At 47.0% G+C, this 17,744-nt stretch carries 16 protein-coding genes; 11 read left to right on the top strand and 5 right to left on the bottom strand.

Translation table 11 applies throughout. The annotated features are described in order from the left end of the window. The first annotated feature begins 3 nt into the window (after positions 1-3). Complete coding sequence (locus AC3AP5_RS11750) at positions 4-579, top strand: glutathione S-transferase family protein (RefSeq protein ID WP_006954736.1); 576 nt, start codon at positions 4-6, stop codon at positions 577-579. Here AC3AP5_RS11750 and AC3AP5_RS11755 read toward each other — a convergent pair. Together AC3AP5_RS11755 and AC3AP5_RS11760 are read right to left on the bottom strand one after the other, a co-directional pair. Continuing rightward, positions 576-2,222: an acetolactate synthase large subunit gene (locus AC3AP5_RS11755; RefSeq protein ID WP_006954735.1), complete on the bottom strand. Its 1,647-nt coding sequence runs from the start codon at positions 2,220-2,222 to the stop codon at positions 576-578. The two genes, AC3AP5_RS11750 and AC3AP5_RS11755, sit on opposite strands and share 4 nt — an antisense overlap. A 114-nt stretch (positions 2,223-2,336) precedes the next feature. After that, positions 2,337-2,723 carry a DUF4168 domain-containing protein gene (locus AC3AP5_RS11760; RefSeq protein WP_006954729.1) on the bottom strand — a complete coding sequence of 129 codons (387 nt, stop codon included), beginning with the start codon at positions 2,721-2,723 and terminating at the stop codon, positions 2,337-2,339. Between the two features lie 163 nt (positions 2,724-2,886). On the opposite strand from AC3AP5_RS11760, the gene AC3AP5_RS11765 reads away from it, so the two are divergent. The 3 genes from AC3AP5_RS11765 to AC3AP5_RS11775 are packed head-to-tail and all read left to right on the top strand — an operon-like array spanning position 2,887 to position 6,433. Continuing rightward, complete coding sequence (locus AC3AP5_RS11765) at positions 2,887-4,371, top strand: sensor histidine kinase (protein WP_487326761.1); 1,485 nt, start codon at positions 2,887-2,889, stop codon at positions 4,369-4,371. Then, entirely contained in the window at positions 4,358-5,704 is a 1,347-nt protein-coding gene (locus AC3AP5_RS11770; RefSeq protein WP_487326762.1) for a sigma-54-dependent transcriptional regulator, read from the top strand. The genes AC3AP5_RS11765 and AC3AP5_RS11770 overlap by 14 nt, the downstream gene beginning before the upstream one ends. 42 nt (positions 5,705-5,746) lie before the next feature. Next, the gene (locus tag AC3AP5_RS11775; RefSeq protein WP_006954726.1) at positions 5,747-6,433 is read left to right on the top strand and encodes a type 1 glutamine amidotransferase domain-containing protein; all 687 of its coding nucleotides are present in this window, start codon (positions 5,747-5,749) and stop codon (positions 6,431-6,433) included. 22 nt (positions 6,434-6,455) lie between these two features. Here AC3AP5_RS11775 and AC3AP5_RS11780 read toward each other — a convergent pair whose 3' ends face one another. Together AC3AP5_RS11780 and AC3AP5_RS11785 are read right to left on the bottom strand one after the other, a co-directional pair. Beyond that, the gene (locus AC3AP5_RS11780; RefSeq protein WP_487326763.1) at positions 6,456-8,471 is read right to left on the bottom strand and encodes a TonB-dependent receptor family protein; all 2,016 of its coding nucleotides are present in this window, start codon (positions 8,469-8,471) and stop codon (positions 6,456-6,458) included. A gap of 2 nt (positions 8,472-8,473) precedes the next feature. Next, complete coding sequence (locus AC3AP5_RS11785; RefSeq protein WP_487326764.1) at positions 8,474-9,607, bottom strand: PQQ-dependent sugar dehydrogenase; 1,134 nt, start codon at positions 9,605-9,607, stop codon at positions 8,474-8,476. 149 nt (positions 9,608-9,756) lie between these two features. Between AC3AP5_RS11785 and AC3AP5_RS11790 the strand changes: the two genes are divergently transcribed. Together AC3AP5_RS11790 and AC3AP5_RS11795 are read left to right on the top strand one after the other, a co-directional pair. Further along, positions 9,757-10,182, top strand: coding sequence for a hypothetical protein (locus AC3AP5_RS11790; RefSeq protein WP_006954722.1), 426 nt, complete (start codon positions 9,757-9,759; stop codon positions 10,180-10,182). Further along, a complete protein-coding gene (locus AC3AP5_RS11795; protein ID WP_006954720.1) occupies positions 10,182-11,696 on the top strand; it encodes an FMN-binding glutamate synthase family protein in 1,515 nt (504 codons plus the stop codon). The genes AC3AP5_RS11790 and AC3AP5_RS11795 overlap by 1 nt, the downstream gene beginning before the upstream one ends. A 2-nt stretch (positions 11,697-11,698) precedes the next feature. Here the strand turns inward: AC3AP5_RS11795 and AC3AP5_RS11800 are convergent, their stop codons facing one another. Beyond that, the gene (locus AC3AP5_RS11800; protein ID WP_487326765.1) at positions 11,699-12,613 is read right to left on the bottom strand and encodes a LysR substrate-binding domain-containing protein; all 915 of its coding nucleotides are present in this window, start codon (positions 12,611-12,613) and stop codon (positions 11,699-11,701) included. Between the two features lie 127 nt (positions 12,614-12,740). Between AC3AP5_RS11800 and AC3AP5_RS11805 the strand changes: the two genes are divergently transcribed. The 5 genes from AC3AP5_RS11805 (at position 12,741) to AC3AP5_RS11825 (ending at position 17,730) form a co-directional block, all read left to right on the top strand. After that, positions 12,741-13,286 carry a peroxiredoxin gene (locus AC3AP5_RS11805; protein ID WP_487326766.1) on the top strand — a complete coding sequence of 182 codons (546 nt, stop codon included), beginning with the start codon at positions 12,741-12,743 and terminating at the stop codon, positions 13,284-13,286. Positions 13,287-13,349: 63 nt separating this feature from the next. After that, positions 13,350-13,880, top strand: coding sequence for a carboxymuconolactone decarboxylase family protein (locus AC3AP5_RS11810; protein ID WP_487326767.1), 531 nt, complete (start codon positions 13,350-13,352; stop codon positions 13,878-13,880). A 140-nt stretch (positions 13,881-14,020) separates the two neighbouring features. Further along, positions 14,021-15,250, top strand: a complete 1,230-nt coding sequence (locus AC3AP5_RS11815; RefSeq protein WP_487326768.1) for an allantoate amidohydrolase — start codon at positions 14,021-14,023, stop codon at positions 15,248-15,250. Positions 15,251-15,312: 62 nt separating this feature from the next. Further along, positions 15,313-16,737 (top strand): cytochrome c oxidase accessory protein CcoG, encoded by a 1,425-nt coding sequence (gene ccoG / locus AC3AP5_RS11820; protein WP_272978503.1) that lies wholly within the window; start codon positions 15,313-15,315, stop codon positions 16,735-16,737. A 6-nt stretch (positions 16,738-16,743) separates the two neighbouring features. After that, positions 16,744-17,730, top strand: coding sequence for a serine/threonine protein kinase (locus tag AC3AP5_RS11825; RefSeq protein ID WP_487326769.1), 987 nt, complete (start codon positions 16,744-16,746; stop codon positions 17,728-17,730). Positions 17,731-17,744: the final 14 nt, after the last annotated feature.

Here is a 17,744-nt window from a genome sequence, read left to right on the forward strand (position 1 = left end):
TTTATGGAACTGTTTGGTAGTTATACTTCACCGTATGTACGGCACTGTCGTATTGCCTTTAAAGAAACGGGGTTAGCGTATTCGTTTACCGAGACTGATCACGATATGAGTGCAAAGCTGAGTCCTGCTAAAAAGGTGCCTTTTTTACATCATAACGACCTGCGCTTTTTTGATTCTTCGAGCATATTAAAATATGTGCGTGAAAAGAACGGCGAGCGTTTTTTCGCGGACACCACTGACTTTGACCAGTATTGTTTGGTGAATACAGCGATGGACGCCACCATTAATCTGTTCTTATTGAGCAAGGAAGGTGTGACGCCAGAAAACAATGGCTACATGAAGCGCCAGCATGAGCGCGTGCATGAAATTCTCGCTTTAATGGAGAGCCGTGACCATGCTGTTGCTTATGAGGGACCGCATCCGTTCAGCGATGGTGAACTGCGCTTAGGCTGTTTCCTGAGCTGGGGACTCTTTCGTTCACTGATTTCGTTAAACGAATTCCCCAAGCTGCAGGCATTTTTAGACAAAATTAACGACTATCCTATCTTTGCAGATACGCATCCAAGCCTTAAAGATTAGGCTTGGATCGCTTTTGCGCGTTTAGGAATTTCCTCGTTGAGTAATTCAACATTGCGTGAGTAATCAACGGGAACGTCGATGATGTGCACGCCACCTTTCTCCATGCAGTCACGCATCAGTGGCTGCAATTTTTCTGTTGCTTCTAACCGGTAGCCGTTAGCACCGTAAGCTTCCGCGTATTTGATAAAGTCAGGGTTCTTAAAGTCCAAGCCAAAGTCGTGCAAACCCATGTGCTCTTGTTTCCACTTAATCATACCGTAAGCGCTGTCGTTAAGAATAAGCACAACCAAATCGAGATTCATACGAACAGCGGTTTCGATTTCTTGCGAATTCATCATAAAGCCGCCGTCGCCGCAGATAGAAACTACCTTGCGGTTTGGGTGGACCAGTTTAGCAGCCATGGCAGATGGTAAACCGGCGCCCATCGAGGCCAGTGCATTATCGAGCAACACGGTGTTTGGCTGGCGTGCAGGATAATTGCGAGCAAACCAAATTTTATAAATACCGTTGTCCAACGCAATGATGCCGTCGTCTGGCATAACTTCTCTCACTTCCTCTACTAGGCGCTGAGGTAGCATAGGGAAAGCCTCGTCATGTGCGCCTTCGTCGGTGTGGTCACGCATGTGTTCGCGGACTTTCAGCATAAATTCAAAATCCCAATGAGACTGCGGCTCGATACCTTCTTTAAGCTGCCAAATGCTGTTGCCGATATCGCCAATCATACTGGCGTGTGGGAAATAAACAGAATCGACTTGGGCGCCTTGGAAGTTAATATGAACCACCTTGCGTTGATCAGGTTTCATCATGAATGGCGGTTTCTCAACGACATCGTGGCCGACATTGAGGATTAAGTCAGCTTGTTCTATGGCACGATGTGGGTAATCGCCATCAGATACCGCTGCATTCCCTAACCAACGTGGGTGATCTTCATTAATGACACCTTTACCCATTTGCGTTGTGATAAATGGAATTCCTGTTTTATCGACGAACGCACGAAGCATTTTTGCCGTAATTTTACGGTTGGCTGCGGCACCAATGACGATGAGCGGATGCTTAGCTTCCTTAAGCAGTTTCAAAACGTAATCGACAGACTTATGCTCAGTAATTGGACGACGCGAGTAACTCGGTGTAATTGGGGTAGCATCCACTTCTTCAGCTGCAATATCGTCTGATAGCTCAAGGTGCGCTGCACCTGGTCGTTCATCTTCGGCACGACGGAAAGCCTCCCGCACGTGTGAAGGTATCGTCTTTGCACTGATAATCGGTTGAGTGTACTTGGTGATAGGCGTCATCATATCGATGACATCAATGATCTGGAATTGACCTTGCGGCCGATCTTTTATTGGCTTCTGTCCCGTGATCACGACCATTGGCATCGCACCAAGTTGTGCATAAGCAACGGATGTCACTAAATTGGTCGCTCCAGGCCCAAGTGTTGATAAACAAACCCCCGGCTTTCCTGTCAACCGCCCATAGGTCGCCGCCATAAAGCCCGCAGCTTGCTCATGGCGCGTTAACACCAGTTCAATTGATGAGTTTGAGAGAGATTCAAGTAAATCGAGATTCTCTTCTCCTGGGATACCGAACACATATTGTACACCCTCATTTTCGAGAGCTTTTACCATGAGGTCTGCTGCTTTCACTAAGACACTCCTTTTAAATTCGTGTGAATATTAAATGCTACGTTGTGGAGGTCAATTATGATCAAAAAAGGGCGGTACTATGACCGCCCTTTAAATTAACGTTAACATCGATGCTTACGAGTTACCTTCACCTGAAGTCATTTCTTTAAGGCGAGAACGCAACTCTTTATCGCTTTGAGCGCGTTGAATGATCATGTTGTACTGTTGTGGTGAAAGACCAGAGTCTTTCACTGCTGCGATCATCTCTTTCTGCGCTTCTTGCTGGATGCTACGCGCTTCTTCTTGATTTTCAGCATTTTGAAATTTGTCGCGATATTTCGTCGTTACTTTTTGAACGTCTTCCATTGCAGCGACAAACTTGACCAGCATGCCTTCAGTAATTTTTTGCTGAGCTTGCTGTTGTGCCATTTGATTTTGTGCTGCGTTGTCTTGAGTTTGCGCAGCGGCTGCAGTAGTCGCTAATGTCATTGCTGATGCGATTGCAATCATTGTCTTTTTCATCGTGAACTCCTGTTGTTCAAGAAATTTAATCACTTTAGATAAAGCGAATACTGTGCCAAGTTTTTAACATCATGAAAAATAAGGAAAAAATAAATACCTGTAATCAAACAAGGAAAATTTACGATTTCTTATGTATCCTTTTGATACACACAAAGGAGGTAATGTGACAAAAAGATACACTTTACCGCTCTCGAGTATTCAGCGCCGTTTATTGCTTTATGTGGTTATTCCAATGCTATTAATTTCTGGGGCTGCGATAACGTTTGGATTGAATATAGCGGGTCAGCAAGAAGAGGAACGTCTTAAGACCGATCTTAAATTGATTGGGCGGGCGATTAGTTTGCCGATCAGTGATGCGCTTTTAAACAATGACTTGGCGACTGTGCAAGCGAACTTAGATTCGGTTTTTAATATTGGACGCGTTTATGGCGCTTCAGTTTATGACGTAAATGGTCAGCAAGTCGCAGAGGCAGGTGTTACTGAGACTGACTTATCAGACAGTTGGTTAGCTCGACAAACTGTACAAACTGGCGTCTCACAAGATGACTACCGTCAAGTTGAGGGGCGTGAGGTGTTTTCCCAGTTCCTTCCTATTGTTGATCGTGGCGGCCGTATTATTGGCCTTCTGCAAATTAATCGACGCGCCAGCGATTTTGATGAACGGTTTGAGCAACTAAGCCAAGTAGCGTGGATTAGTTGGTTTATTTTTGCCGTGGTGACGATTGCCGTTTTAGTTTTTGGTCATTATCGCGGCGTTGGGCGCCATGTTTTGTATCTTCGCAATATTATGCAACAGGTCGCTGAAGGACGGCGCGATGTTCGGGTTGATACCCATGGACCGAGCGAGATCGTCGCGATAAGCCAAGGTCTTAACGAGATGCTAGAAGCGGTCACTCGTGCCGAGCAAGAGATCCGGGATAGACGTCAAGAAGAGCAGCGTCTAAATGAAGCCTTACGTGAACAAGAAAAAATGGCGGCTATCGGTTCGGTTTCGAGTGGTGTCGCTCACGAGCTAGGTGCACCGCTTACGGTGATTGATAATCGTGCTAAAAAGCTTTTACGGCATACCGATTCTGAAGATGACAGGCGTCAGTTACAAGCCATTCGAGGGCAAGTGCATCGCTTAACAAGATTGGTCAATCAACTACTCGCCTTTTCTCGCACGCCTGTGAGTGAACGCCAACAAGTGGCAATAAAAGTGCTGATAGAGCGTGCATGCACCAGTGTGGGGTTTGAGCTGGAGAATGATGATATCCAGTGTGTCGTTGAGTATCAGGGCGATGATGTTTGTACGGTTGATGTCTCGCGTATGGAGCTTGCGTTAGTGAATGTACTACGAAACGCGTATCAAGCGGCTAAATCAGAGGTGCGTCTTGCTGTGAGTCAAACACCTAGCTCGACCGAAATCATGATTATGGATGATGGCGACGGACTCACTCAGCGCGCTCAAGCACATGCCACCTCGCCTTTTTACAGTAGCAAAACAACCGGTGAAGGCACGGGGCTGGGATTGACTATTGTGCAGCACATCATGAGCGATCACGAGGGTGAGTTGAAGCTTGAGAACCGCCCTGAAGGTGGTTGTTGCGTTATTTTGTCACTTCCTCAAAAGGTACTAAAGACAGGAGGTTCGAATGACAGCGAGTAAAGCGCAAATCGCCGTTGTTGAAGATGATTCAGCGCTACGTGAGCTACTTGTTGAGGAGCTTGAAGCAGAGGACTACAAAGTTTTTGCCTTTCCATCAACCGAGGACTATCAAGCTGAGCTGCCTTCGGTTGATGTCGTTGTCAGTGATATTCGCTTACCCGGTTCTTCAGGTTTGTCACTACTTGAGCATGTCAGAGAGGCGGGCGCTCCTGCACTTATTCTTATTACTGCGTTTGCCACTGTCGACCAGGCGGTTGATGCGCTAAAACAAGGGGCAGCTGACTTTTTGACTAAGCCACTTGATGTTGAGCACCTGCTTCTGAGTGTTCAACGTGTGTTGGAGCACCGCTTATTAAAGCAAGAGTTGACTCGTTTTAAGTCACAGCAAAAAGGACCCGCGGGCCTTATCGGGCAAAGTCCCGCAATGCGCAAGTTGTATCATCAAATTGAGCGGCTCGGCACAGCCGGAGGTAGTGTACTTATTACGGGCGAATCCGGCACCGGTAAAGAGCTGGTTGCACGCGCAATCCATGAGCTTAGCGAGCGGCGCGACAAACCTTTTCAAGCAGTGAACTGCGCGGGCATTCCCTCAGAACTGATGGAAAGTGAGTTTTTTGGTCATACGCAAGGGGCATTCACTGGCGCTCAGGGTAAACGCTTGGGGCTGTTCAAACAGGTTGATGGTGGCACTCTACTGCTTGATGAAATCGGTGAAATGCCGTTGGCACTTCAAGCTAAACTGCTGCGGGTGTTACAAGAAGGAACGCTACGCGCGGTCGGCAGTGATGAGGAAGAAAAAGTTGATGTACGTATTATTGCTGCAACTCATCAAAATTTAGAACAGCGTGTGCGGGATGGCGAGTTTCGTGAAGATTTATTTTACCGACTAGAAACCTTCAGTGTGAAAGTCCCCGCGTTGCGGGAGCGAGGTGAGGACGTTGAGCGTTTAGCGCATCACTTTATTAGTGTGTATGCAGAAAAGGCAGGCAAGCGTATCACTGACATTGATACCGATGCTTTGGATATACTCTATCGTTATCGTTTTCCTGGCAACGTCCGAGAACTACAAAACGCGATTGAGCGCGCGGTGACTTTCGCGCAGTCGCACCATTTACAAGTCGATGATTTACCCGAGCGCATGCTGGAAGTGCGTGATCCGACAGCCGATAAGCAACCACACTGGCATACATTGCAAGCCCATCAAGATGCATATATTCAGGACGTTATGAATCATGTGGGTGGCAATAAGAAGAAAGCGGCGGAGATTTTAGGGGTCACGCGGCGCACGCTTTATCGTTGGCTTGAAGGTCAAACTGATCAATCTGAAAGCTGAAAACGTATTAAGGGCACGAGTACAAACGCTAAGGAGTAAACCGTGAAGATTTTAATGGTTATGACGTCTCACGATGAGTTAGGTGATACGGGTAATAAAACAGGGTTTTGGTTAGAGGAATTTGCCGCACCGTTTTACACGTTTGTCGATGCTGGCGCGGATGTGACAATTGCTTCGCCCAAAGGCGGGCAACCACCGATTGATCCGAATAGTGAAGCGGAAGATGCTCAAACAGAGGCGACGAAACGCTTTAATGAAGATCAGGATGCGCAGAACAAGCTCAGTAGTACATGCAAGCTAGATGAAGTCTGTGTTGATGATTTTGATGCTATCTTTTACCCAGGTGGACATGGTCCATTGTGGGATCTCACTAACGATGAACAATCGATTGATTTGATTGAAAAGTTTTGGTCGAAAGGTAAGCCTGTCGCGGCAGTATGTCATGCCCCTGCGGTACTGCTTAATGCAAAAACACCGGGTGGAGACCCTTTAGTCCAAGGTCGCACGGTTACTGGATTTAGTAACTCCGAAGAGGACGGCGTCGGTTTATCAGACGTGGTTCCTTTCCTCCTCGAGGATGAGTTATCAGCAAAAGGCGGTCACTATCGTAAGGTTGACGACTGGCAGTCTTATGCTGTGCAGGATGGTATGCTGATTACGGGTCAAAACCCGGCATCATCTGAGCAAACGGCTGAGCGTTTGCTCGATGTGTTACGGGCAATGTTGTAATCGTATGATAATAGAGCTGGCATCAAAATAGATGATGCCAGCTAATCCCGATACTTGCCGAACGACCGATTCCGGGTTCAAATGAACGACCACTGCCCTGATTAACAACGACTGCTCCTACGTAGTTTCTATCCAACAAATTATCCACTCGAAGCCAAGCTTCAAACTCGTTCTCGGCTATTTGCCATTGCTGGGTTATGGCCAAATCCCATTTTACGTAGCTCGGTGCTTTTACTGTATTACTATCGTCGGCGTAAGTTTCACCGCGATATTGTCCAAGTAATTGAACTTGAGTGGCTTGTGTGGGGTGCCAAGTGAGTCTTGTAAACCATTGGCTGTCAGCGACCCCAGGCAGTTGATTACCGTTATAAAGACCTCCTTGATAGTTGGCATCGATATAACTATAGGATACAAAGCTATCTAATTGCTCAGTTAGCTGTACGTTAAGCTGCCACTCGATACCTTGACGCTCAGTCTCACCTGCGTTGCGGTAGGTCGTGCGTCCGTCGTTCGATTGATCAATAACAATGTCGTCCTCAGACTGAATATCGAACATTGCCAATTGCGAGGAAAACCGCCCTGCTGAATTAAACTTTAAGCCCCATTCGGTTTGTCGATATTGACTGGGCGATAGTTCGGTATTGAGGCCACTGCCATTATTACGATAAGCCAACTCAGTCAAGGTGGGTGTTTCGAAGCCTGACCCTAGGCTGATATAGGTTGACCAACGCGGCGCAAACGCCCATGTAAGACCGACCGCTCCGGAGTTATCACTGAGCTCATTTTGACCGCTGTCATCGGGATCGCCTGGCATAATAAACTGGTCGTCTACCGAGAAGTCAAAGCGGCTGTGTCGAGCGCCAGCGGTTATTCGCCATTGTTCATTAAACCGATGCGTTAAACGAGTATAAACGGCTTGCTTTCTAACATAGTTAAACTCGCTGCGACGCAAGTCACCCTTTTCACCTTCATCGTTCACAAAACCGAACCGGTGGTCTTGCTGGCGCTCGTATCGCAAACCAAAACCGATATCTGTTTGCGCTGTGGCTTGCCACTCTACATAAGCTGAGCTGCCTTCGAACTGGCGTGATAAATCGATCACGGCGCCCGAACTACCAATGGCATCTCCTGCGAAGGGTAGGAACTGGACAACGTCGCGATCACCCTGCCAAGCCGCAATGCGTGCGCGATAACCATCTGCGTCGAGCTTCCATGTCAGAGAACCTTGCCGATGATGAATGGATTTTCGGGTATTGAAATCAATGGCTCGACTGACGGTTTGGTCGGGGTTTTGGCGCCAAGCACTGGGGGTTAGCGCACTTGGATCTTCTAACAATGGTGCGTTGTTGTTGTCGTACCGTAGGATAAGTTGTTGTTGGTCGTTGATATCAAAGTAGTACCGCAATCCTTGTTGCTGCCGCTTTGCCGTATTGTGAGGGCGAGGTCCCGCGGTGTACAAGTCGGTGGCGATGAAGCGCAATTTGTGGGCATCATTGACCCAGTCAAACTGGCCTTTGGCGCGGGTAAGATCGTTGGCACCTGCGGCTACAGCAATCTCACTCGTGGTTCGCTGTGGTGCACGCGTGTTCCATTCGACCACGCCTCCGCCCGTGTTACCGTATAGAACAGCGAGTGGACCGCGGAACACTTCGACTGTTTCTGCTTCGTCTAAAATGATACTTGAGGTTTGCGCTTGGCCATCAGGCATGGACAGAGGTACACCATCGACATTCAACTGCAAGCCACGCACACCGAATGCTGCGCGTGCACCGAATCCACGCACGACGAGACGCGTGTCCTGGGCATAGTTGTAGCGTGTATCCGCCTGAATACCCGGAATGGCGCGAAGTGTATCTCCCGCATCAATATTCAAAGATGGCAGTTGCTGGTTGATATCGATAAGGTCAACGCTACCGGGGGTCATGCGCCATTCGCTACCGGACTGCTGCGCATTCACCTCGATGATTTCATTAATTTCTTGGCTAAAACAAAGGGCTGGCGTAAGAGCCAGCCCTGTTATTGTGCGTAAATACTTCATAATTATTTTACGGGTGACAGTTTAATAAGTTGGCCACTATCGGCATCGGTCAGGATATATAAGAATCCTTCAGGACCTTGTTCAATATCACGGATACGGAAGCTGGTTGCGTCTTCTAACATCCGTTCTTCGTGCAGAACACGACCTTCTTCAAGATCTAACCGTGCAATTGTTTGTCCGCGTAAGGCAGTCACCAGTAAATCGCCTTTCCACTTTGGAAATTTATCGCCGGTATAGAAAATTGAGCCAGCCGTGGCGATTGAAGGAAGCCAGTAGTAAAACGGTTGCTCCATGCCTTCCTTATGTGTGCCAATACCGATTTCACCGCCACCGTAGTCTTCGCCATAAGTGATGGTCGGCCAACCATAGTTCTTACCTGCTTTGGGAATATTAACTTCATCACCGCCCTGTGGGCCATGTTCAATCGTCCATAGCTCGCCCGTATCAGGATGAATAGCGGCACCTTGGACGTTGCGGTGTCCATAAGACCAGATCTCGTCAAGTGCATCGTCATTGCCGACAAAGGGATTATCTTTAGGGATTGAGCCATCGGGCCAAATACGCACAATTTTTCCGTGATGATTATCTAACGTTTGTGCATCTTGCATTCTGGAATAACGCTCGCCTAAAGTAATAAATAGATGCCCTTCGGGAGAGAATACAAGACGGGACCCGAAGTGAGCGTTACTTTCGTACTTTGGCGCTTGGCGGAAAATAACCTCGCCTTGAGTCCACTTATCTCCGTCAATTTTACCTCGCATAACGGCGGTGCTATTGCCATTACCTCCTTTGGGGTCTTTTTCTGAATAACTGATATAGACCCAGCCATTATCTGCGTAGTCGGGATCGATGTTAACGTCTAGTAGACCGCCTTGGCTTTTTGCAACCACCTCAGGCGTACCTTGTATGGGTGTTTTCTGACCTTCTTGAGTAATAATATTTAGCGTACCTGAACGCTCGGTAACCAGCATATCGCCCGATGGTAAAAAGGCGATTCCCCAAGGGTGGTTAAGTCCTTCGCTAATGGTCTCTAGCGACAGCGTGTGACGTTCTGTCTCGACTTCTTGCGCGAGTACCGAGGTACTCATCGTCGCTGACAAAAGCGCAGCTGCTACTGCAGTGAGGTTGCTTTTCATGGAGCCTCCATAATTAACTTGTATAGTTTTTAATATTTTTAGTATACGTATTAATTTAAGATTTTGATGACTTTTCTTGATCTCTTTATAAATCACAGCCTTACTTAATAATGTTGTTAACTATTAATTACAAAACTAAAGGAAAGCTTATGAAATCCAAGTCATTGTTAAAGGCGGCCGTGAGTGTCACACTGATTTTGCACTTAACTGCGTGCGGAACTTTGTTATATCCTGAGCGTAAAGGCCAAACGGGTGGACGTATTGATGCTGGCGTCGCAGCTCTGAACGGTGTTGGCTTATTATTATTCGTTATTCCTGGTCTTATTGCTTACGCTGTGGACTTTAACAACGGTACAATTTATTTGCCGGACTCTGCGAATGCAGAAAATAACGAGGGTGATGGCTTATATACCATCAAAGTAGATGGTCCTCTCACCAAGGATGAGAGCCGTCGATTAATTGAGGAACACGTCGGTGGACCTGTCGATTGGAGTCAATTGCAAACGCATTCAATGGATCGTGTTAATGCGGATTCAATCACTGCTTCACTGAATAAGGTACAAGAAGCTCGATAATGCAAAGTCAATCTTGGTTTGATAACTCAGCGCTACTAACCGTTGCTCAGTGGTTAGTAGCGCTTTTTGTTTTAGGCATCATTACGCTCGTTGTTAGTGTGGGTGTGATGTATGTTGTTGATAAAATACAAACGCGTCATACGATCAGGCGTAACTACCCTGTAGTTGGTCGCTTTCGTTATATATTTGAACGTATGGGCGAATTTATGCGGCAATATTTTTTCGCCATGGATCGCGAGGAAATGCCTTTTAACCGAGCGCAACGAAGTTGGGTATATCGCGCCGCTAAAAACGCCGATCGTAATGTTGCTTTTGGCTCGACCCGAGATTTGACTCGCACAGGGACGATTATTTTTAGTAATGCGCCCTATCCGCCACTAGCCGAGCAATCGGTGAGTCCGCAACCCGTAAAAATTGGTCCGTATTGTGAAAAGCCCTACTCGCCGACATCATATTTTCATATTTCCGGCATGAGTTATGGCGCGTTATCGCCGGTTGCCGTTAAAGCGTTATCTGCAGGAGCAAAGAAGGCCGGTTGCTGGCTTAACACCGGGGAAGGTGGCTTATCGCCCTATCATTTATCGGGTCACTGCGATGTGGTTTTTCAGATGGGCACAGCAAAGTTTGGTGTGCGCACGAAAGACGGCAAACTCGATGAGTCACGTCTAGCTGAATTAGGGCGACATGATTCGGTTAAAATGTTTGAAATTAAATTAAGCCAGGGCGCCAAACCAGGTAAAGGCGGTATTCTACCGGGCATTAAGGTCAATCAAGAAATTGCCGAAATTCGTGGTATTAAGGTGGGTGAAGATGCGATTAGCCCTAACCGCCACCCTGAAATTAGCAATAATGAAGAGCTACTCGATTTCATCGATAAAGTACGCACGATTACCGGCAAACCCACGGGCTTTAAGTTTGTCATGGGTGACCCAAGTTGGATAGACGAGTTAGTCGATAGCATACTCAGCCGCGGTGAAGAAGCGGCCCCAGATTTTATTACGCTCGATAGTGCGGATGGTGGTACAGGAGCGGCACCACAGCCACTCATTGATTATGTCGGGCTAAAGCTTTCAGAGAGTCTGCCTATCTTGGTCGATAAGTTAACAGAAGCCGGTTTACACAAACGTATTCGTATTATTTGCTCTGGCAAAATGATCTCGCCTGCGGATGTTGCGTGGGCGATTGCGATGGGAGCGGACTTTGTTGTCTCAGCCCGTGGTTTTATGTTTTCACTCGGTTGTATTCAAGCCATGCAGTGTAATAAAAACACTTGTCCGACCGGTGTGACGACTGATGACCCTAAATTGCAACGTGGCTTAGACCCGCAAGATAAATCGGAACGTGTCGCCAATTACCACAAGTACCTTGAGTACGGCGTTAATATAATTGCTCATTCGTGTGGGGTCACCGATCCGCGTCAGCTTAATCGTCGCCATGCGCGTGTCATTAAACCGGATGGTGAAAGTATCAGTCTGGCGGAGCGTTATCCGCTTCCGCCAGCACGTAGGCGATAGACTCAGTTCAGCGTATTCACTGGCAGTAACGGCGCGATGAGTTCTGCCAGTTTACGAAAAGTTTGGCGTCGACTTGTGGTGGGTCGATAAACCATACCGATATCACGGAACGCTTCCTGACCTGCTGGCTTCAAAGGCTTGAGGTCGGTGTTATCAAGGATGCCGCGGTCAATCGCCATTTGTGACATAAAAGTGGCACCTTTCTTAGCGTCGGCCATCTGAACTAGGCTGTGTAAGCTTGTCGCCGTAAACGGATTGACTTTAACCGTATCGGTTAATTGGCATGCCGATACCGCATGTCCCGTTAAACAGTGCTCTTTCTCGAGCAAGAAAATACTACCATCGGGTAGCTTATCGTAGTCAACGGGCTCTCCAAGCTGATCAGCTATTTCTTTGTGCGCAACCAATTTGAACGGATCGCGCCCGAGTAACCACTTCTGGTTGCCATGAATATCCATCGGTAGCGCTAACAGCAATATATCCAGCTCACCGTCGCGTAGAGCACTCAATAAATTGGCCGTGGTGTCTTCCGAAATCTGTAGATCGAGTTTGGTAAACTTGGCCTGAACGCGACGACTCAGTTCAGCGACGACGAAAGGCGCGATGGTAGGGATAATACCTAGGCGTACAGGGCCTTCCATAATATTGCCATGGCCTTTGGCATAGTGCACCAGCTCTTCGGTCGAGGTGATAATCTTTCTCGCTTGTTCAACGACCTCTTCACCGAGCGCGGTAAACAAAAATGACTTATGGTCACGCTCTATCAATTGGCAGCCCAATTGCTCTTCTAGGTTCTGAATGCCGCTACTTAGCGTCGACTGACTGACGTTACAGGCGGCTGCGGCGCGATTAAAGTTTTGCTGCTGATGTAATGCAATAAGGTAGTTCAGATTTTTCAAACTCGGTAATTTGCTCATTGTTCACCTGTGGTTATCGCTTTTTCGATTATCTTAATAGGTTTTATTCGTTTTATCCAATCAATAAATTTCCCTACTATGCTCCTCGAAACGTTAAGACACGACTCAATGATTAGGAGATAACATTATGTTGACAGTAGGCGATAAATTACCAGATTTCAGTGTAGTTGCTGCGAAGCCAAAATTTAATATGCCAGAGGAAAATGGCGAGAGCGCATTCGAAACAGTGACGCGAGACAGCTTTACAGGTAAATGGAAAATTATTTTCTTTTATCCAAAAGATTTCACCTTTGTATGCCCCACTGAAATTGTTGAATTCGCTAAGTTGAACGAAGAATTTGCTGACCGCGATGCTGTGGTTTTAGGTGGCAGCACGGATAATGAGTTCGTTAAGTTGGCATGGCGTCGAGAGCATCCTGACCTTGACCGTTTGAACCAGTATTCATTCGCTGACAATGGTTCACTCGTTGATGGTTTAGGTGTGCGTGATAAAGCAGAGAATGTGGCACTACGTGCAACCTTTGTTGTAGACCCACACAACGTTATTCAACATGTGTCAGTCAACAACTTAAATGTCGGTCGTAACCCTGCTGAGATCCTCCGTATCTTAGATGGTTTGCAAACTGACGAGCTGTGCCCATGCAACCGCGCTGTCGGTGGTGACACTCTGTAAGTGATGATTGGTTGGGGGGCTCACTCGAGTCCCCTTGATGAATGACTCGTCGAAGTAGAGGTAATGATGGCGATTGCAGATTACAAACAGTTGTTAGGCGACCACGGCAAAGATACTAAGCTGAATTTGTCGAGTCTGTTTAACAGTGTCGATACATCCGGTCTAACGACAGACCAATTCTATGGCACTGCTTTATCCTTGGCTTACAGCTTAGGCGATGAAGAACTCATTCAGGCGATTGAGAACGAGACTGGTGATAAAGTCGAAGATAACGTGAAGCAAGCGGCAAAGTTAGCGGCAACGCTCATGGCGATGAACAACGTCTATTATCGTTTTCTTCACTTATCGAGTGATAAACAATTTTCTAAGATGCCAGCGGGTCTGCGGATGAATGCGATGGCAAATCCTGGTGTCGATAAAGCGGATTTTGAATTGTTCTCGCTCGCTGTTTCAGCGTTAAATGGTTGTGGTTTATGTATTGATTCGCACGTGAAGACACTCGTTCAACATGATGTCACAGCACAAGCGATTCAAACATCAATTAAGTTGGCGGCGGTACTTAATGCAGCATTGACTGCACGTAAACTGTCGTAATCCCCCTAGGAGCTGTGCTCCGATCCCTGTCTAGAGCAGCCCCAACTGCTCACAACGCTTTGCCCACCGCTTGTCGGTGGGCTTTTTTTATCTTTTCAAAGATGTGTCCTAAGCTTATTAATACAATGAGCGGAGGAACTATGAATATCAATGCTGAACGTCTGAAATCTACGTTACGAGAGCTTTCTCAAATTGGTTACAACGAGTCGGACCACGGTGTTTATCGGTGGGGCTTCACCGATGCTGACATGGAGGCTCGTCGGTGGTTTCTAGACTTGGCCGAACAAGAAGGCTTTAAATGTCACATGGATGGTGCGGGTAATGTGTTCGCGGGCATCGGCGATTACCATGAGACCCCCGCCGTTTTAACAGGATCTCATCTTGATACAGTGCCTGCAGGCGGTATGTTTGATGGTGCGCTCGGGGTACTAGCTGGACTTGAAGTATTGCGCACGTTGAAAGAAAACGATGTAAAGCTGAAACATCCTGTATGGGTCGTTGGTACGGCAGAAGAGGAAGGTCGTTTCGGTGGTATGATGGGTTCGCAAGCACTGGCTGGCGTAGTCAATATGGATTGGTTGATGTCTGCGCATGACGCTGATGGGGTGTACCTGAAAGATGCGATGGCAAAGCATGACTTGGATGTCATGGATGTACTCGACGCTGCATGGCCGCCGAGTCGCTTAAAAGCGTTTTACGAGCTACACATTGAGCAAGGTCCTGTGCTCTTTAATGAAGAGGTGAGTATCGGCGCAGTTGAGGGCATTTCAGGCGTGTTTAAATGGATTGTGCATTTAAAAGGCAAAGCTGACCATGCGGGCACCGCTCCTATGAATATGCGCAGCGATGCGTTTATGGGATTAGCTGATTTTGCACATGAAATTGAGCGTATTATTGCCGAGGATGGCACCGATAAAACGCGCATCACTGTAGGTAAGGTTGAGCTCAAACCTGGTAGTCCACACACTGTGCCGGGTGAGGCCATATTTACGATTGTCGGCCGTGATATGAGTAATGAGGTGATGAATGATCTTGCTGATGCGTGTCGGAAAGCCTTGTCAGCTATCGCTCGGAAGCATCGGTTGATGTTTGAGTATGAACAAGTCAGTTGGTTAAAGCCTCAATCCTGTTCAGATAAGTTGACGCAGATCATAGAAAAAAGCGCCAAAGCGCGTAACTTAAGCTGCATCAGAATGCCTAGTGGTGCGGGTCACGATACGCAGTTTTTTTCAGAGATTACGCAGGCTGGACTCATCTTTATTCCCTCGGTCAATGGTGTGAGCCATGCTCCTGATGAATGGTCTCACTGGCATGATGTGGAGGCGGGTGCAAACATACTTTTAGATTGCATCTTAAATTCAGCAGAGTAATGCGGCTTTATACGATAACTGTTATACTGCTCGCACAATGACCTGTTTCTAGTGGTAATGTCATGGAACAAAAAGTCACAGTTCAATCGGCCGATAAGGTCAAAATCCAGCGTCCTTCCAAAAAAGGCGGCTCAGACACGGCTCGCAATCGTATCTATGTTCGTGACGTCAAAGGCGGGATGGAATACTTTCGGCGTTCTTGGGGCTTTATTTTACTTGCTGTTTTTGCCCTCATCCCTTGGTTAACTTATAACGGTCAGCAAGCCGTATTGCTGGATATCATGGAGCAACGCTTCCGGATCTATGGTCTTACATTATGGCCACAAGACTTCACGGTGTTGGCGTGGTTCGCGATTGTTGCAGCTGTAGCGTTGTTTTTTGTGACCACAATATGGGGACGTGTCTGGTGTGGTTTTATGTGCCCACAAACCACCTGGACCTTTATTTTTATGTGGTTTGAGAAGAAGTTTGAAGGGCCGCGTAATAAGCGTATTAAGCTGGACGAACGCAAAATGGACTTTGACAAGTTCTGGCGTAAGACCGGTAAACAACTGGGTTGGATTTCAGTTGCGCTACTCACTTCATTGACCTTTGTCGGTTACTTCACCGATGTACGCCAACTTTTTGCTGACTTTTTTACCTTAGACGCCGGTTTCTGGGCAACATTTTCTGTATTGTTCTTCGCGTTTTGTACCTACGGTAATGCAGGCTACATGCGCGAGATTATGTGTACTCACATGTGCCCGTATGCGCGTTTTCAGTCAGCGATGTTCGATAAAGATACCTATACGGTCAGTTACGATGCAAACCGCGGAGAGCCACGTGGACCACGATCGCGTAAAGCGGATCCTGAGGAAAAGGGCCTTGGGCATTGTATCGACTGTTACATGTGTGTTCAGGTCTGCCCAACAGGGATTGATATTCGTAACGGACTACAATATGAGTGCATCGATTGCGGTGCGTGTATTGATGCCTGTAACGATGTGATGGATAAGATGAATTATCCTCGTGGTTTAATTCGGTTTACCACTGAACGCAACCTCAACACGACGGATAAATCTAAGAAAACCAATCCGTGGCGAATGAAAACAATTGGCTACTTCGTCATCATGTTAGTTGTCACTTCGGTGATGATTTGGGATGTCGCAACACGGGTTCCGCTTGAGGTGGATGTATTGCGTGACCGTAACTCTCTGTATCAAGAAAATATTCAGGGCGAGATAGAAAACGTGTATACCCTGAAAATTGTCAACAAGTCGCAGATCGATCAAACGTACAAGATTGATGTAGAAGGCTTGTCGCAGTATCGTTTGATTGGCAGTGCTGAGAAATCAGTGGGTGCAGGAGAAGTGGGTAGTTTACCTATAACTCTGGCGGTACCACCAACCGAATTGAGTGACTCAATTACCGAATTTAACTTTGTTGTGACCTCGGAGACATCGGAAGGTGTTACTATAAAGCAAGAATCTCGCTTTATTTATCAATAGGTCACTATGGTTAATGACAAGGACTTTGCATTCGCAGGTCTGTTGCCCGATGTAGTTATCAATGCTATCGAGAGCTTGGGTATTTACCCAAGCTCCGGTTTGCTTCCCCTCAATAGTTACGAAAATAGGGTCTACCAATTTCGCTGTGACGAGGGCATGCGCTATGTCGCTAAGTTTTATCGCCCTTACCGTTGGAGCAATGCTCAAATAGAAGAAGAGCATCTGTTTTCTCAACAACTACTCGATGACGAAGTCCCCGTTGTAGCGCCGCTAAAAGTGTCAGGTCAATCTTTGCATGAATATGAAGGTTACCGCTTTGCGGTGTTTCCAAGCATTGGTGGGCGTGCTTTTGAGCCGAACGATTTAGATGACTTGGAGCGACTCGGACGGCAAATAGGTCGTTTGCATCAAGTTGGAAAGAAAGACGCATTTAAGGCACGTGAATCATTAGACATTCAACGACTGCTGTCGGAATCCATTGATGAATTGCGGCAGTCACAACTATTACCTCGAGAGTTAGATGCCGCGTTCTGGGCCATTTTGTCGCCGTTAGCAGAGGCACTACAAACTTTTGCATGGGATAGTTTGACCTATCAAAGATTACACGGCGACTGTCACATTGGTAACGTATTGCAGTATGATACAGAACTAACCTTCGTCGACTTAGATGATTGCCGTATGGGTCCGGCAATACAGGACCTTTGGATGATGCTCAATGGCTCTCGTGAAGATCAAACGTGTCAGCTCGATGCGTTAGTTGAGGGCTACCAAGATTTCTGCAATTTTGATAAAAAAGAAATTGCGTTTATTGAACCTTTACGCGGGTTTAGACTCATTCATTACATGGCATGGCTTTCTAAACGTTGGCAGGACAGTGCTTTTCAACGTGCGTTTCCATGGTTTAGCGAAGCTCGCTACTGGGAGTCACAAATATTAGCGCTTAAAGAACAGCGGGCTGCATTAGACGAAGCACCCATTAAACTCGGTTATTAATAAAGCGAATTAAA

The sequence above is a fragment of the Idiomarina sp. D18 genome (assembly GCF_057748155.1).

What these genes read in the sequence shown, in the direction of transcription:
- AC3AP5_RS11750 (WP_006954736.1), top strand. Translation starts at nt 4, where the DNA reads ATGGAACTGTTTGGTAGTTATACTTCACCGTATGTACGGCACTGTCGT.
- AC3AP5_RS11760 (WP_006954729.1), bottom strand. Translation starts at nt 2,723, where the DNA reads ATGAAAAAGACAATGATTGCAATCGCATCAGCAATGACATTAGCGACT.
- AC3AP5_RS11770 (WP_487326762.1), top strand. Translation starts at nt 4,358, where the DNA reads ATGACAGCGAGTAAAGCGCAAATCGCCGTTGTTGAAGATGATTCAGCG.
- AC3AP5_RS11780 (WP_487326763.1), bottom strand. Translation starts at nt 8,471, where the DNA reads ATGAAGTATTTACGCACAATAACAGGGCTGGCTCTTACGCCAGCCCTT.
- AC3AP5_RS11785 (WP_487326764.1), bottom strand. Translation starts at nt 9,607, where the DNA reads ATGAAAAGCAACCTCACTGCAGTAGCAGCTGCGCTTTTGTCAGCGACG.
- AC3AP5_RS11790 (WP_006954722.1), top strand. Translation starts at nt 9,757, where the DNA reads ATGAAATCCAAGTCATTGTTAAAGGCGGCCGTGAGTGTCACACTGATT.
- AC3AP5_RS11795 (WP_006954720.1), top strand. Translation starts at nt 10,182, where the DNA reads ATGCAAAGTCAATCTTGGTTTGATAACTCAGCGCTACTAACCGTTGCT.
- AC3AP5_RS11800 (WP_487326765.1), bottom strand. Translation starts at nt 12,613, where the DNA reads ATGAGCAAATTACCGAGTTTGAAAAATCTGAACTACCTTATTGCATTA.
- AC3AP5_RS11805 (WP_487326766.1), top strand. Translation starts at nt 12,741, where the DNA reads ATGTTGACAGTAGGCGATAAATTACCAGATTTCAGTGTAGTTGCTGCG.
- AC3AP5_RS11810 (WP_487326767.1), top strand. Translation starts at nt 13,350, where the DNA reads ATGATGGCGATTGCAGATTACAAACAGTTGTTAGGCGACCACGGCAAA.
- AC3AP5_RS11815 (WP_487326768.1), top strand. Translation starts at nt 14,021, where the DNA reads ATGAATATCAATGCTGAACGTCTGAAATCTACGTTACGAGAGCTTTCT.
- ccoG (WP_272978503.1), top strand. Translation starts at nt 15,313, where the DNA reads ATGGAACAAAAAGTCACAGTTCAATCGGCCGATAAGGTCAAAATCCAG.
- AC3AP5_RS11825 (WP_487326769.1), top strand. Translation starts at nt 16,744, where the DNA reads ATGGTTAATGACAAGGACTTTGCATTCGCAGGTCTGTTGCCCGATGTA.